Origin of the sequence: Ensifer sp. SL37 (genome assembly GCF_026672675.1) — a bacterium.
GTDB classification, from domain to species: Bacteria; Pseudomonadota; Alphaproteobacteria; order Rhizobiales; family Rhizobiaceae; genus Ensifer; species Ensifer adhaerens.
On the sequence record NZ_JAPPRN010000004.1, the window covers coordinates 1 to 15,096 of the forward strand.

The following is a 15,096-nucleotide window of genomic DNA, read 5'->3' on the forward strand; positions in this document are numbered from 1 at the left end:
ACGGCGGGCCGAAGTGGCGCGTGAAGTTGGTCCAGAAGGTGCCGTCCCTGAGAATGTCGAGCAGGTGACGCTCGCGCATGCGGGCATGGATTTCCGTTTCGAAGGCCAACAATCCCTCGGGCTGGCATTTGGCCTTGAGCTGCTTCAGGTGGGGTACGCCGTCTGCGTCAATCGTCAATTCGACGTTGGAGGGGAAGCCCGCATCGACCGCCCCCGCCGTAGCCGTCAGTTCCTGCCGCAACTGGCCGACAAGCTGTTCGCCGCTACCGGGAAGGCCGAGGGCACCGCAATAATTCGCCAGCCGCGCCTCGCAGTCCGACCAAGGCAGGAGTTGGGTCCTGTAGTCATCGAAGGTTTCGGCGCCGACGACGAAGAGGTCGCCGGCCTGCAGCGCGTCCGCCAGATGAACGAAGACGCAGACTTCGAGCGCCCGCCGGTCCAGCACGACACGGCCCTTGCGGCGCTTCATCACGAAGCTTTGCCATCGCTGCGAGGCGAATCTCAGGTCAAGCTGCCCGGCCAGTTCGTCACGGCGCGCGGTACGGTGCTCGATGACGACCGTCAGCGCATCGAGCAGGCTGCGGTCCTGTGTCGCCGGGCGAATCTCCATCAGTTCCAGCAGCCGGAACAAAAGGCTGCGGGTTTTGGCGTGGATTGGCCACAGCAGCGGCAGATCGTTGTTACGATGCCAGGCGCTGACCGTTTCGCATTGTTCCGAGAGCGCCTCGACGCCGCCCTGCTCGGCCAGGAGGGCGCGGATGCGGTGTCCCGTGTCAGTGTCGCTCTCGCCGTCCTTTGCGGTTTCCAGCACCTGTCCCAGGACCCCGATCAGTTTCTCCTCCATCTCCCGGTGCTGCTCCTGAAGCGTCTTAAGCGCTTCCTTGGCGGCCGCCTGGGTCTTTCGAATGCGGCGCAACAACATTTCGATCAGCTCGTCACGACATTGTGCTCGGACCTGTCGAAGCAAGCTCAGTATCAGGATGTGGCGCCGTCCTGGCCGGGCAATGGCGAGAACCTCGCTCACCTCCAAAGCCCGGGCTTCGGCGGCGAATTGGCGGAGCTTGGTATGGGTAATGCCGTCCAGGAGCGGATCGGGATCGATCAATCGGGTCAGCCAGTCGAGGCGCTCTGTCCACAGTTTGATCGTCTCGGGGCGCGCCGGTCCCGGCGTCTGCTTGAGGCGGTTGAAGGCCGTTGTCGCGGCATCCGGCGGAACCGTCAGCAGCCCATCCAGGCCCGCGGTAACATCCGGCGTCAGCCGCCCCGCGACCTGGTCATACATGCGTGTGTGGACCTGGGCCCGCAGATGGTTGACCAGCCGATCCAGTGTGCTGAAGGCCGGCAAATCGATCGAGGCCTTACCCAGGACTTCAATGGCTCGATTGATCAGGTCCGCCGGATCGCTCATCATTTCGGACGCCGCAAGCACGGCGGCCGAAACCAGCTGCTCGGCCGCTTCAGAATAAGGCGACACGCCGAGATGAATGCGTACCGCCGTCCGATAACGGTGGAGCATCGTCTTTTGACGGGTCTCGTCGAGCAGCGGAGATGCGGCGGCCAGGTCCAGTTGCGCCCCCAGATGGGCCACCGTATCGATGTGAACGTCGGACGGCGCTGGAAAGTAGCCAAGGTCCTGCCGGCCCTTCAGCAGTGTCGCCAGTGTCAGGCGGCCGATATCGCCGGGCGCCTTGTCACGAATAAAGAAAAGGTCGGCTTCATTCAGGTGGTAGCGGGCGTCCAATTCCTCAGCCGTCAGAGGGTCGCCTGGACGCGGGTAAGCGGTGCGGTCAATCGCGGTCATGAGGTGTCCGGAAAAGGGTCCGCCGGAGGCGTGGCGAAACATGCGTGAATTGAAGGCGTTAGGACATAGCGATTCCTTGTCCGAAAAGGAAGACATTCTAGGACGGAACCGCCATCACATCCGGCCAAAAAACCGCACGGCGCTCTATCTGCGCGTCTCCACGCCGGACCAGAAGCCGGATCTCCAATATGACGGCCTGCACGGCTACGCCGCGCGCGCCGGGCTGGAGATCGTCGGAGACTACTGTGACGTCGCGGTGTCAGGCCGCCGCGAGGGACGCCCCCGGCTCAACGCCTTGATGGCGAGTGTTCGCAACCGTGAGGTTGACTGCGTCCTGGTCTGGAAATTCGACCGTTTCGCCCGTTCCACCCGCCACCTTTTGACCGCACTCGAGGAATTCGACCACCTCGGCGTGCGCTTCATCAGCGTCCAGGATCAGATCGACACCGCAAGTCCTATGGGGCGCGCCATGTTCACAATCATTGGAGCCATGGCTGAGCTGGAATCCTCTTTGATCAGCGAGCGCGTTACCGCCGGCATGAAGGCAGCCGCCGCGCGCGGCAAGCATCTCGGCCGACCACCGCTTGCGCCTCGGCTGATTGTCGAGATCGAAACGCTTGCCGCCTCTACCAGTCTCAGCGTGCGGCAAATTCATAAGAAAATTGGCGAAAAAGCCAGTCGCGGCCGCGTCGGCGAAATCGTCAAACGCATCCGATCACCAGGAGCACCGACCTTGTGAACTTTTTACACGTACTTTCAATCTACCCCTGCCATGCCCTGTAACGCATAGCAAAGGCTCCAGTAAACACCGGGAGCGCCAACAGGCAGGCCGCAAACACCATCTGCGATGATCCTGCATAGAGACTCGCCCCGGCTGACAGGACAAGGCCAAGCGCTGCGAACTGGATCAGGATGCGGGCGCTGCGCCTGAAATGGTCCTGACGCTGCGCGGCTGTTTCGTTCAACCACTCTCCATGATGACTTGCCAGCTTGTCGAGGCTCACGCTCGATCCGCACCCGTCACAGCGCCGTAGCTCTCTATCGGCTGTCGGATGAAGCGAACCCGAACCGCAGTGAGGGCAAGCGGCTCGATCAAGGGCGAACGCGCCGCGTGCTGCTGCCGCAGCATATCTGTGCTCGGTCTTGATAATTCTTGGTTTTATCAAAGTCATGTGTGCCTCCATAACGAACCAATCGGCACGTCCATTTAGGCCACACAAGATTTGAGAAATAAAGTTCAATTGGCAATTGCACCTAAAAATCCTGAGTATTCAGGCATAATTCCCAATTAGACTTTTGCAGATAACCAATTCGACAATGTTTTTTTATTTGAAAACACTGTGAAACTATTCTGGCTCGCGATTCTTCCATCAGCTAAAATATCCATATTTTAGCGATCAATACATTGTTCCTTGAACCGAGAACAATGTGAAAGCGGGGAAGCGAATGGCAAAGCCAGACGACATTTCAGGCCTGTTCACACCAGAAGACCAAAGCGCGGCACTGATTTTCCTGCGTCGTTTGGTCGGATGCACTTTCGATTACATTTGGACAGCGGGCGGCGGCGCTGCTGCTTCGGCCGGAGGTAGTTGCGACAACACCAACGACATTCTTGCCCAGCTCATTGAGACTTTGAACTGGGCCATGCTCGCCGTTATCGCAGTGGTTGCGACCTACCTCATTTTCGTGGCGCTGCTGGACACCGCCAACGATGGCGAGGCGGGCGGGCGGCGCATGAACGCGCCTTGGACGCTGATCGGCGCGGCTATGGGTGCAATTCTCTGCTTTCCAGCCTTCAATGGCTTTAGCGCCCTGCAAATGGCAACGATGCAAGTTACCGTCTGGTCTGTTGGCCTCGGTGATAGCACGTGGAAGATCGCGGCCAGCGGAATGGCCAATGCCAACACGGTCAACGCGGCTTTTGCCAGCAAGCCGGATGATGGTTGGTTTTATTCCGAACCTTCGACAGAAAAGGCGCTGCGCGAGCAGATCGCGGCAGGCCTTGCAACACGTGTCGCCGGGGAAGTCTGCCGGGTCGCGATCACAAAGGGGACTTCATCTCTGGCAGCGGTCAAGGATGGCTCTGTCACCACAGTCAGCCCGCCGCCCACGTTTCTTTCTGAGGAAGACGGATACACCCAAACCGTTTTGACCTATCAGGCCGGAGAGGGCCTTAATTCCAGTGCGGGCCTTTGTGGCTCCGTAAGCGTGTCCTACGCTTCCGAGCGGAAGCAACTGGAAAACCAGTCGGGCGGAAGCCTTACGCCCGGCAATACTGGTGCCCAAGCTGAACTGTCTAGAGCCAGCGCCCGCTTTCAGGCGCAAGCCTCGAAGGCGGGTGCCGACGCCCTGCTGCAATCAATCCGCACTGAAGGCGACAGCCTCTATCAAAGGCTTTTCCCAAACAATGCGCCACGGTTGCGCGGGCAAGACCAGTTGAATGCCATTCAGGCGGCTGTGACGAAAACGATTGATGGCACAAAAACAACCATGCAAGGAGCTTTGAAACAAGCCCCGGCTGAGTTCAAGCAACATGCTATCTCGGCAATGTCAGGAAACCAGCAAAACGGCTGGCTTTATGCTGTCCTCTACCAACGTGTGCTGGTCAACGCGACTACGTCTCTCTCTCAGCTTGGGTTGGGGGGCATCGAGGTGGCGAGCAATCAACCTGTAGAGGATCTGCGCAAAGCCTTCGGCTGCGGTGGTTGGTTTGAAAACAGATGTTCAAATGAACTGGAAGTGTTCTTCGATGATTATAAGCGCGACACGCTCGCCCTCGCTGAGATCGCTCCCGCCTTCCGTAACGCAGCCCAAAATACCGCAATTCAAGGCGTGAACTCGGCAACAATTGGCGGGACAAACGCGGGTGGCGTATCTGCCTCCAAATGGCTCAACGATATAATGCTCGACCTGGCTGACGTGAAGCCGTGGGACGGTCAAGGTTGGGTCGATCCAATCCCCGAGCTTCAAGCGACTGGCGGAAAAATTCTCACCTATGGGCTAGGAATTTTGACGGTCGCGACTGGCGGATCGATTGCCGCCAACATTCCTAATCCTGCAACCATGATCGTAGGCGAACTTGTAGCCCTTATAGGGCCGATAGGCTGGGCATTCGTTGCCATCGGCTTCGCGTTGGCAGTTATCGTGCCTTTCATGCCGCTGGTTTATTTCTTCCTTGCTGCTTTGTCTTGGTTCATCCTTGCAGTGCAGACCATCATTACATCGCCGTTTTGGATCATGAAGATGTTCTATCCCAATCGGGATGGAAGCCTTTCTGGGACGAGCTTTGCGAGTGCGCTGAATGTGTTGCTCGTGCTTCTGGTGCGGCCCGCGCTGATCATTGTGGGTCTCGTGTTCTGCATGATCCTGATGCGGGTTGGCCTCGACTTCCTTAATTTCTTGGCGACGAACAGTTTTACTGTCCTTGCTTCAAATGCGGGAGGCATGATGGCGGGGGCGGGCAACATCGCTTTAGCGCTTGGCGGTTTCCTCATCTACATGTCCCTCGCCGTCACACTCGTAAGCATCTGCTGCGGTCTCATTGACGGGGTTGCAGATGTGGTCTCCGAGGCCATCGAAACAGGTGCGTCTCGTCTCGTCGGGTCGTTGGGAGGCCGGTCGGAAAGCGCTCTTGGAAGCCCTGCGGCTGGAATGGCTACCGGTCTCGCAATCGGAAACTCTCGCGCTCGCGGAAGCCTCTCAGGCACCACAAGGGCAATCGCAAATCTCAGTAAAGGCAAATCGCAAGGCAACCTAGGAGGCACCCAAAAATGATGCGTTATGGATCGATGCGGAATGCTGCTTTCAGCGCAGCGGTTCTATTTTCTACCGCTTTCACAGGGTCCGCCTTCGCTGATCCTCTGACACTGACCAAGCTACGAGCGCCGGAAAGCCAAGACCCCTCAAACGGTATCGGGCTGATCATGCGCGACGTGTGGGCCTCTGAAATCAAGGCCGTTGGCGAGCGGGCCTACAGCTTCTCCTATGGCCTGTTCAAAGCCGGGGACGCTCAATATCTCGTTTCGTCGTTCCGGTCGGCCGAGTCATGCAGGCCGGACGAATGCACGTGGACCGTTCAGCGCCTCACTCCCTCCTACAAGGTCGCCGCTTCGGGCAAACCCTTTACGGCCTGCGGAGCGCTCAACGACATCGACGTGACGGACGGCCGATTGACCATCTGCGGGAAGGGGGCCGATCTGCCATGATGCTGCGACGCTCCACTTTCGTAGTCGGCATATTGCTGGCGACAACCGCCCTGACCGAAGCCCGGAATGCTCAACCCACCGCAACGGACTGCGGCGGCTTTATGAATAACATCCGTCAATCGGAAGGCTCCGGCAACTACGCGACCAACACCGGGAACGGGTTCTATGGCGCCTATCAGATGGGCGATGAAGCCCTGCAGGATGCCGGTTACATGGATGCTGGCGGCAACTGGACCGGCAAAGATGGCGTGAAATCGCTAGACGACTACCTGTCGAATCCGACTGCACAGGACAACGCCTTCCTCGCCTATGGCGAGAAAAACCTGAGCTACCTCGGGAACTGGCAGCAATATATCGGCCAGACGATCAATGGTGTTCCTGTGACCCGTGCCGGGCTGATCGCCGGTAGCCACCTCGTCGGCGCTGGCGGTCTGAAATACTGGCTGTCGAGCGGGGGCGACTGCACCAACAAGGGCACAGGCTCCGACGCAGTAGACGGGAACGGCACATGCGCCGGAACCTACCTCGCAGAAAATCAGGTCAACGAGCAATGCACGGGCGGCGAGGGGGGCGGCGGGGCCGGATCCTGCTTGGCCGCGCACCCTGTCAACAGCCCCGTTATCTTCTCCGAATATGGCGCATGGGATCGCCCAGGTGCTGGCGCTGGCAATGGCTGGCATCGCGGATCGGATATCTATCCGAAGGATGCCGTGGGCCAAGCCTCCAACGGTCAGCAGCTCTTTGCGGCCCATGACGGCAAACTCACTCTGGGCGGCATGGGCGTGATGGTGACGGGCGATCAGTTCCGCACGCTCTATCTGCATTCTTACTCGCGGCCTGATTCAAGGGATGTGAAGGCAGGGGAGGAAATCGCTAAGATCGGGGACAACAAATCGGCCGGAAAGCCGCATTTGCATTTCGAGGTTCAGGTGCCCGCAAGCGCAGTTTCCGCAACGAAGTGCGTGCCGGGGTCAAGTACCGACGACTGCGCCTTTCCAGAGGGTGGGGGAAAGCGCGATCCGAACGGATACGCCACGGCGGACTCCCTTAAGGCCGCATCGCCAAAGACATGGTTTTATGTGAACCCGGAACGCTACCTGAAGGAGCGTGTACCAGTCATCGGCATGGCGGCGGTTCGCGCCGGGCGCAGTCAGTCCCTACAGAACACATGCACACCCGGCCAGACCGTCGCAGAGACGCCGACCAGCTCCGGCGAAAGCGTGAACACGAACACGATGGCATCGGGCGACGGCACTTACATGACCAGCTCGGGCAGCGCCGTGGCCAATGCCGACGCCGATCTGCGGTCGCTTGCCATCAACATGACCCGTCAGAACGCGCTCGAGCTGCGCGCGGCGTCCTCGAGCGCACAAAATCTCCAAGGCCGCACCGATAGCGCTATTGCGCACATGCTCTTGCTGATGACGCGGAACGGGGATGGCCTATGAGGATCTACGCGACGATCACCGCCCTTACACTTCTTGCCGCCCCGGCGATTGCCGATGCGAGTAATACGCTCGACGGCCGCTATGCCTTCTATCAGGCGGCAACAGCCGCCGAGACGGAAAAAGGGCCACGCAATGACGAAGATTGCCGGAGGTTCTTCGCCTCTGACCTGTTCCAGTACGTCGCGGAATACCTGACGATCTCCGGCAACCGTTGGGACGACAATCAGGACGTTTCGGCCGTGACTGGAAATGTTGTCCTGGAACAGAGCAAAGACGGGGTAGTTCCCTTCACGATTGATTCCGAAAGTGAGGGCGACAGCGGACTTGCGAAAGGCACCGTAAAGCGAGTGGGCCGATTAGGCTTGTCGGTGGCAATCTCCGGGCAGAGGTTCAACTACTGCAAAGTGAGCGACTAACCGGGGGAGGGATACTCACTAGCAGATACTAGTATTCGAAAACTCTGAAATGCAGATCTGCACAACGACAATCTTTTAAAATCACCGTAGGTTTTATCTGTCCCTGAATTTGGAAATAGGGGATTGGTGCTCGCATCGTTAAGCGTCGTTCGTCTCGAAAAGCGAACGGCGCTTTTCTTATCAAGCATACCACTGCCTCGGATTTCGACCCATTGCGGACCATGAGTAGCTAAGGGCTAAAGTGAGCGCTAACTTGGAAAGGCAACAGCCGGGGCGGTAAATAATCACGCGCCTCCGGCACTTGATCACCCTTCGACGGTGATCTTGATTGCCGACGGATCAACGCCAAAGGTCAGGGCGAGCCTACGCTTAGCCTCCGGGATCGTCAGCGGACCATCTTCGATACAGGGCTGCGAGGGAACGGCTTCAGGCATCAAGCCGACAGCTTCTGCCAAGTCCTCCTCATCGACTTCATCCGGCGTCTCACCGAGCAAAGGGATGCGGGCGACAGGAGGAAACTTGATGCCAATACCAGCACCCACAAGAGAAGTCGGTTCCTTCGCCTCTTCCGAATACAGCGAGATCCAGTTGCCGTGTGACGTGTCGAAGTTCGGGTTCACGGCATAGCGCGCGTCGAAATTCTTGTTGAGACGGTCCCGCACTTCAACAGCGGAAAAGTCATGGACCAGTCCGATCTTTTCCTTCCCCTCATCGCGGTTATTCAGAGCGACGACGATAACCCGCTGCACGTCGACGTCATCCATGCCGAGCCAATTACCGTCATCGTCTCGCGGAAATGCGAACCACTGATCCTGAGACGTGCGGATCGCGACGTTGTACTCCTCATTGCCCTTCCTCACCCGCCGCAAGCTCTTCTTTCCGGAGCGGGGGACGCGCGAGACTTCAAATCCATTAGATTCCAGATACTCGATGCCAATCTCAAAGAGACGCTTTGCGTACTGAACCTTTTCGGGCGTGACGTAAATGTTGGTCATTTCCTTATCATTCCTCTTTCATTTCGTTGAAGGAAATCTCCTACGAAACGAAAGAGATGTCAACACGAAATAAAAGAAGAATGACAGAATTTCTGTTTTCCCGCCATATCGCCGTATCTTTTGGAGAGATGCCAGAGAGAAACGAAAGAGAACTGAAAGAGATTTTTGCTTCTGTGCCAACGATCGCTTCTGGCGCATTCTAGCCTAGCCGTAATCGTGTCCTAACTGCTTTAGCGGACAGCTGAGCATCACCGTTTGCGCAGCTCGTCTAGAATGGCCTTCTGCGTTTCGAGGGTTTCGCGCTGTAGCTCGATGAGCTGGTCAAGTCGGTCGTTGGTGTCGAGCCGACGAATTTCAGAATGTACCAAGAGATTAGCAAGGTGGCCGACTGGTAGGTCAACGTCCCGCTTCAGACGTGTTCCGTCGAAAAACGCCGGGTCGAAATGCTCACGGATCGGTTTATCAGGGCTTTCCGATTTTTTCCGATTGAACAAGCTCATTTAAATAATCTCCCTCTGGCAACCCAATCTCCGCGCCCTCGATCTCCGAATATATGGCGAGCATTATTTCATAGAAGCCGCGCCTATTCAGCCACGAAAAGGCTGCATGCTGCGACATGGCGAAAAGATTGTTTTCAACCACGAGAAAATAGCCGCTCTCGCCGTGATAAAGAGCTTCCATATAGCAGCCTTCCGCCTCGAACTGGTCGCGATCCTCATAAAGGGCAACCCTTTCGTAGGCTGCAACCTCCGCCGACCCTACAATTTCCTGCACTCTCTTAAGCATGGCACCCATTCCTTGTTCACGAAGGGATTCTGTGCCTAAATGGTCCGAAAATCAAGAATTACGGACCATTTTTCAAACCCTTTAAATTCAATGGGTTGCGCGGGCCGAAATTCTGGTCCGAAATAGACCGCATGTTTTATGGATATGCGCGAGTCTCCACAGCAGGACAGGACCTCAGCGGCCAAGTCGAACGGCTCAAGGCTGCGGGGTGCGATCCGATCTATCTTGAGAAGGTTAGCGGGGCGAAAGCTGACCGGCCGGAGCTGCGCCGCGCGCTGAAAGCTCTTGCTTCAGGCGACACGCTGATGGTCGTTGCCGTGGACAGGCTGGCTCGTGACACGCGCGATCTACTCAACATCCTGCACGAGGTGAAGGAAGCCGGAGCCGGATTCCGGTCTTTGAACGAACCTATTGTGGACACGACCTCGGAACTGGCGGACGTGGTGCTAGCGGTCCTTGGCATTGCCGCGAAATGGGAACGCGCCCGGATGATCGAGCGCACCTCGGCAGGTCGAGCGCTGGCCGTTACACGAGGTGTCAAGCTCGGCCGGAAATTGAAACTGACGCCGGGACAGCGACAGGAGATCAAGGCGCGGGCTGCGGCAGGCGAAAGCCAAAGATACCTTGCGGAAATGTACGGCGTCGGGAAAGCGACTATCGCGCGCGTGATCGAGACTGAAAAAAACAGATCGGCATCCACCGACGACTAGCCCCCGTAGGCCCGCTCTCTCACATAGGGCTGTAGGGCCGAAGGGGGCGGGTTAACTGGCCGATGGTCGAGGGCTTGCGTGATGCCGCCGGGATGGTCCCCCGCTCGCCATAGTGGGGTAGGATTGCGCGCCTCTCGGCGGGAGAGTGGCCGGAATTTTTGCCGATTTATCCTCGACTTCGAAGAATTTTAAAGCGTCAACATAGTTATAGAATCCGAAGCCTTCCCGCGTGGAAATCTCTAAAAATGCCGCTTTGCTGGCGTGCAATGGTTGAGGATCGGCGGGCAGTTCATCATCTATGATGAGCGCAACGACATTGCTTCGGCCGTCCGTCCAGCTCGCCATCTCGTGGCTTTTGTGACGGCCGGGGAGAACAGGCAGCATCCAATCTTCATGCCAAAGCTCGCGCCCCAAGCCCTGCGCTACCAGACGATCTAACAACGCCTCGTAACCATGCGGCCATGTCTTTCGCCATGTCGATGCCAGGACTAAGCTCGCATCAGTCAAATCGCATAATCTAGCGATCAAGGCGATGCAGCCCCCGTCTAGTTGAAGGTCCCCAATTCGTTCCTCGACTGGCGACAGCACGAACCCGAGATTATCCGGGCTAATCCAATTTCGAAAAGTCAGAAGCACGCCGTCGATATCGAGAAAGATCACTCTGTCTTCGAAAAATCGGCGCTTGAATGTTCTATATTCGTTATAGAACATCACCATTTCGGGGGGCCGTATTGCAAGTTTCTGTCTAAATCTCGACAGGGCCACTTGTGCCGCTGGATAGATCTCCAATTTTTTCAGGTGGCGCAGAATCTCCCGGCCATCCAATAATTGGAGGTTGCGCCATTCCTTTTTTAGCTCTGCAACACCTTCGCCGATTTCATCGCAGCCTCGTTGCCATATGGCAGGCTCGAACTGCTCTTTATCAGAAAGTGTTGAGACCAATCCCCGCAAGTCTGTCGCCAGCTCTTCCAGCTTCGACATTCGAATGGCGAGTGAATGGTGCGCCTTGTTTTCAGCTTCACTTATAAGAGCTGCAACCTCATCCGGTGTCTGTTCCGTCATTCATATGCCCTCCTAGCATTTGGGCTAGCGGTCCCATTGGTCGTTACGATGTTCGCGAAGGTCATCTGCTTCGCTCGCGCGATCACCGTTTTGCTGCTTTGACTTGGACGCCTCGTATGCGGCCTTGCGATCAAACGGCTTATCCTGCGAAGTTCGGACCTCTCGCCGCGCCAGCTCGGCTTGATAAGCTGCTTTCCGGTCGGTCGGGGCCTGCTGTGCCTTCTTGTCGGCGCTAACCTCTCGGCCATGCTGAGCATCAGCGGCGGCAACCTTGGCCTGCCATTGGCTTTGAGCTTCACCAGAGGCGGTTGAGGCAGCGCTTTCGCTATTTCCGATACCCTCTTCCATCGCGGATCGATTTTGGCCGGTCAGCTTCTCTTGGTTGGCCTTTTCCGTTTCCCGGTGCTCGTCGTTTTTGGCGCTGACGATGTTTTCGCCCTCACGCTTCGACTCTTCAAATGTGGGGAATGCTTTTCCTTCCGCCATTTATTGGACGCTCCTTGTTAGCTTCAATCAAACCGATCCCCGTAATCTGGCCGGAGACGAGCTGCCGCTTTCTCGGCCTCAGCCTTCTTGTGCGCTTCATCTGCGGCGGCATGTCTATCTGCAATGACACCCGGAACTTTCGGAGTGACGTTTGGTGCGGCGTGCGGTTCCGGGCGTTTTTCGACGGGCGGAGGCGCTTTGGATTTCATAGCTTCATAAGCTGCGGCCCGGTCAAACGGCCTTTTCTGCGGCTCTGAACGAGACACTGCGGGAGCGATTGGCTGTGATCTTTCTGGCGATGCCGGGACATGGGTGCGAGCCTCGGGGCCATCTAAAAGGGCCGCGCGCTCGGCAAGAGCCTTGTCGCGGGCCGCGAAATAGGCCGTGCGGTCGATCCCGCGTGCATGGGGCGCAAGCTTGGGCGGGGGGGCTGGCGCGGCCTCTTCCTCTGGCGCTGGCCGCTCCGGCGCGGCCTTCGCCTCTTCCCGCTCTTCGCGAGTCATCGGCATATAATCGAGGCTGATTTCCTTCGAGCCGTCGCGGCTGAGCTGGCGCTCAAGCTGCTTGTAAGCCAAATCGTCAGCGCCGATCGTTGCCCACGTGTTCCGGTGCGCCGTGGTTCCGTCTGGCAGGGTGACAGCCTCTTGGCCTGTCACCTCAAGCGCGATCCGGTCTCCGATCTCCGGCGCGGCGTCCTTCATGACGCGCTCTAGATCAACGCCCCACACGGTGCGGCGCTCGCCCTTCTCGTCGGCCAACGTGACGTAATAGCTTTCCCGCTTGCCGGGCTGGTTTTCGAACGGCGCGCGGCCATGCGCCACCAGTCGCCCGCCGCCGCGCTGAAAATCCTCTGTCGCCGCGTAAAGCTTCGCGCCGTCCCTGTGGCGGGTCATCGCCACATAGGTCATGTGGCGGTCCATGCTCTTGCTCGCGAGAACAAAAGCCCGGTCTACCGTGTCGCCCTGCGACTTATGGATGGTGGTCGCATAGCCATGGTCAAAGGCCGTGTACTGGTCCGCCGGCACCTCGATGCGGTTGCCGTTGTCGAGCGCCACGCTGATGCGGTTCCTCGAAAGCCGCTCCACCGTCCCAAGCGTGCCGTTCATAACGCCAAGGCTCTTGTTGTTCTCTAGGAACACCATCCGGTCGCCCGCGGCGAAGGACCGCTTTCCGGCGTCGGTCTGGAACACCCGTTCGCCACCCTCGGCACTTCGTGCCAGCTCGCCGCGCTCCTGCAACACGGATCGCACCTCGGCATTCAATGCCGCCACGTCTGCACGCTGATGCGCAAGGATGACGCGCGACCCCTCGGGCCGCTCGCCACGGTCAGCCAGGTAGTCGGCCACAATCCGGCCGCGCGTGGTTTCCCTGTCGGATTCCATGACGATATCGCCATGGCTCCGGTAGGCTCGCAGCGCCTCCGGCGTCAGCTGCTTGGAAAACTGCTGCGTGGCTTCTGCCTGCCAGCCCTCGCGCTGTCGGCGCACACCGTTCAGCTCCGCAAACCCGGTTCGCTGTCCAATCGCCCGGAAGGCCGCACCAGCGCCGATGGATTGAAGCTGCTCATGATCGCCAACGAGGACGATCTTTGCGCCACGCGCCTCCACCTCTTCAATGAAGCGCGCCATCTGGCGGCTGCCGATCATACCGGCTTCATCGATCACGAAAACATCGCCTCGGCCGATCTGGTCGCGTTCTCGCGTCCAGCGCTGCGACCACGAGGCGAGCGTGCGGCTCTCGATCCCTGATGATTCCTGCAAACCAAAAGTGGCCTTACCGGACAGGGCCGCACCATGGACGCGATAGCCCTGCGCCTCCCAAGCCTGCCGGGCCGCTTCGAGCATGGTGGATTTGCCCGCACCAGCGACACCGACGACCTGAGCCATTCGGCTCCCCGTGGTCACATGCTCGATAGCTCGGCGCTGCTCATCCGACAGACCAGCGGACGCAATCGCCGCACTCCGTTCTGTCGCTGTCATCTCGCCGCGCGCAACCTTGGCCGCTGTTGCGTCTGCTACACTGGCGCGAATTTTCCTGTCCTGCGCATCGAGGGCGGACCCGACATTGTGAGGGGAAACGACATGCGAACGATCACCCGCCAAGCGCTCCGCCGTCGCGATCATGCCCGCTTCAAGATCGAACATTTCGCGCGTGGTGAAACGCTCTATTCCGTCAGCCTTATCCCCCCGTAAGGCGACCAGCTCCGGCGATGCCATTATGCGGGTAAATGCTGCCTGAAACGCATCGTTATCGTCATACACATAACGGTGCAAAGCGCGGGCTAAATCCTCACGCGTGAACACGCTGCGTTCACCACTAACCAGCGTGATAATCTGCTCGGGCTTCTCCTGAACAATCTCGGCATTCAGACGGGCTGTTTCCGCGTCCATGCGCTCGCGTTCGATCACACCACCCTGACGCTGTACGGCAGTTGCATGCACGCCAACATGTCGGGTTGGTTCCAGTTCAAGACCGCGTGCAGCGTTAGATCGGTGATCGATCCGCGCATCAATACCAGCACGCTCTAACGCCTCATTTGCGACCAGCTCCCACGAAAGACGAACCTCCTTCATCTGCATGGCAGTTGTCGGCAAACGCTCCTTAAGAAGCTTCTTGTTCTCCCATTCAATGACCGATTTTTCACCAAGCCCGTCAACACCAACTCGGCGCGTCGTCATCATCAAATGCGCGTGGTGGTTCTTCTCACTGCCGCGCGGGTCGGGCTTGTGAATAGCGAAATCAACAGCCGTCCCGAAACGGTCTGCGAGCTGCTGCGCAAACCGGCGTGTCAGCTCTTCCCGCTGTTCCTCGTCCAGTTCATGCGGCAAAGCAATTTCGAATTCTCGCGCCACGCGAGAGTCTTTCCGTTTCTCCTTCGCCTCGACCGCGTTCCAGAGCGCGTTACGGTCCAAGGCCCATTCACCGCCCGATCCCTTTGGAATGACAATATCGGCCTGAACGACGCCGGAGCGCCGGGAAAAATCATAGGTCCGGCCTTCCTTGTCATTGTGCAGTGAAGTTCCTGACCGATACGCAGATGCAGCCACGGAGCTGCGCCCCGTAGCTCTAGAAACTATCTTTACCTGACAATGGAAAATCGCCATTCTTCGAACATGCCATAGGCAGAGTTGCGCAGCAACTCGTATGTGCGCCTTTAATGCATACGAACAGGACTATCGCCATACTA

The 15,096-nt window shown here is 58.2% G+C and carries 15 protein-coding genes; 7 read left to right on the plus strand and 8 right to left on the minus strand.

The features are described from left to right. A partial coding sequence (locus OVA00_RS11765; RefSeq protein ID WP_268088974.1) for a DUF4158 domain-containing protein occupies positions 1–1,801 on the minus strand: 1,801 nt, incomplete at its 3' end. A gap of 40 nt (positions 1,802–1,841) precedes the next feature. Between OVA00_RS11765 and OVA00_RS11770 the strand changes: the two genes are divergently transcribed. Beyond that, the gene (locus tag OVA00_RS11770) at positions 1,842–2,540 is read left to right on the plus strand and encodes a recombinase family protein (protein WP_268088883.1); all 699 of its coding nucleotides are present in this window, start codon (positions 1,842–1,844) and stop codon (positions 2,538–2,540) included. A 22-nt stretch (positions 2,541–2,562) separates the two neighbouring features. On the opposite strand, the gene OVA00_RS11775 is transcribed toward OVA00_RS11770, so the two are convergent. Beyond that, positions 2,563–2,805, minus strand: coding sequence for a hypothetical protein (locus OVA00_RS11775; RefSeq protein ID WP_268088975.1), 243 nt, complete (start codon positions 2,803–2,805; stop codon positions 2,563–2,565). Between the two features lie 442 nt (positions 2,806–3,247). Between OVA00_RS11775 and OVA00_RS11780 the strand changes: the two genes are divergently transcribed. Genes OVA00_RS11780 through OVA00_RS11795 form a run of 4 tightly spaced genes read left to right on the plus strand, consistent with a single transcriptional unit; the run spans position 3,248 to position 7,870 of the window. After that, the gene (locus tag OVA00_RS11780; RefSeq protein ID WP_268088976.1) at positions 3,248–5,575 is read left to right on the plus strand and encodes a DotA/TraY family protein; all 2,328 of its coding nucleotides are present in this window, start codon (positions 3,248–3,250) and stop codon (positions 5,573–5,575) included. Further along, complete coding sequence (locus OVA00_RS11785) at positions 5,572–6,006, plus strand: hypothetical protein (protein WP_268088977.1); 435 nt, start codon at positions 5,572–5,574, stop codon at positions 6,004–6,006. The genes OVA00_RS11780 and OVA00_RS11785 overlap by 4 nt, the downstream gene beginning before the upstream one ends. Beyond that, positions 6,003–7,454 carry a M23 family metallopeptidase gene (locus tag OVA00_RS11790; protein ID WP_268088978.1) on the plus strand — a complete coding sequence of 484 codons (1,452 nt, stop codon included), beginning with the start codon at positions 6,003–6,005 and terminating at the stop codon, positions 7,452–7,454. The genes OVA00_RS11785 and OVA00_RS11790 overlap by 4 nt, the downstream gene beginning before the upstream one ends. Then, on the plus strand, positions 7,451–7,870 hold the full coding sequence (locus OVA00_RS11795) for a hypothetical protein (protein ID WP_268088979.1): 420 nt from the start codon (positions 7,451–7,453) through the stop codon (positions 7,868–7,870). The genes OVA00_RS11790 and OVA00_RS11795 overlap by 4 nt, the downstream gene beginning before the upstream one ends. A 305-nt stretch (positions 7,871–8,175) precedes the next feature. Here OVA00_RS11795 and OVA00_RS11800 read toward each other — a convergent pair whose 3' ends face one another. After that, a complete protein-coding gene (locus OVA00_RS11800; RefSeq protein WP_268088980.1) occupies positions 8,176–8,865 on the minus strand; it encodes a hypothetical protein in 690 nt (229 codons plus the stop codon). 80 nt (positions 8,866–8,945) lie between these two features. On the opposite strand from OVA00_RS11800, the gene OVA00_RS11805 reads away from it, so the two are divergent. Further along, the gene (locus OVA00_RS11805) at positions 8,946–9,068 is read left to right on the plus strand and encodes a hypothetical protein (protein ID WP_268088981.1); all 123 of its coding nucleotides are present in this window, start codon (positions 8,946–8,948) and stop codon (positions 9,066–9,068) included. A 45-nt stretch (positions 9,069–9,113) separates the two neighbouring features. Here OVA00_RS11805 and OVA00_RS11810 read toward each other — a convergent pair whose 3' ends face one another. Together OVA00_RS11810 and OVA00_RS11815 are read right to left on the minus strand one after the other, a co-directional pair. Further along, entirely contained in the window at positions 9,114–9,365 is a 252-nt protein-coding gene (locus OVA00_RS11810; protein ID WP_174050138.1) for a hypothetical protein, read from the minus strand. Then, positions 9,328–9,660: a hypothetical protein gene (locus OVA00_RS11815; protein ID WP_268088982.1), complete on the minus strand. Its 333-nt coding sequence runs from the start codon at positions 9,658–9,660 to the stop codon at positions 9,328–9,330. The genes OVA00_RS11810 and OVA00_RS11815 overlap by 38 nt, the downstream gene beginning before the upstream one ends. 122 nt (positions 9,661–9,782) lie before the next feature. Here OVA00_RS11815 and OVA00_RS11820 point away from each other — a divergent pair, with 122 nt between their 5' ends. Then, positions 9,783–10,361: a recombinase family protein gene (locus tag OVA00_RS11820; protein WP_206915160.1), complete on the plus strand. Its 579-nt coding sequence runs from the start codon at positions 9,783–9,785 to the stop codon at positions 10,359–10,361. Between the two features lie 51 nt (positions 10,362–10,412). Here OVA00_RS11820 and OVA00_RS11825 read toward each other — a convergent pair whose 3' ends face one another. The 3 genes from OVA00_RS11825 to traA are packed head-to-tail and all read right to left on the minus strand — an operon-like array spanning position 10,413 to position 15,013. Continuing rightward, a complete protein-coding gene (locus tag OVA00_RS11825; RefSeq protein ID WP_268088983.1) occupies positions 10,413–11,423 on the minus strand; it encodes an HAD domain-containing protein in 1,011 nt (336 codons plus the stop codon). A 24-nt stretch (positions 11,424–11,447) separates the two neighbouring features. Then, positions 11,448–11,909, minus strand: a complete 462-nt coding sequence (locus tag OVA00_RS11830) for a hypothetical protein (RefSeq protein WP_268088984.1) — start codon at positions 11,907–11,909, stop codon at positions 11,448–11,450. Positions 11,910–11,932: 23 nt separating this feature from the next. Further along, positions 11,933–15,013 (minus strand): Ti-type conjugative transfer relaxase TraA, encoded by a 3,081-nt coding sequence (gene traA / locus OVA00_RS11835; RefSeq protein WP_268088985.1) that lies wholly within the window; start codon positions 15,011–15,013, stop codon positions 11,933–11,935. Between the last annotated feature and the right edge of the window lie 83 nt (positions 15,014–15,096).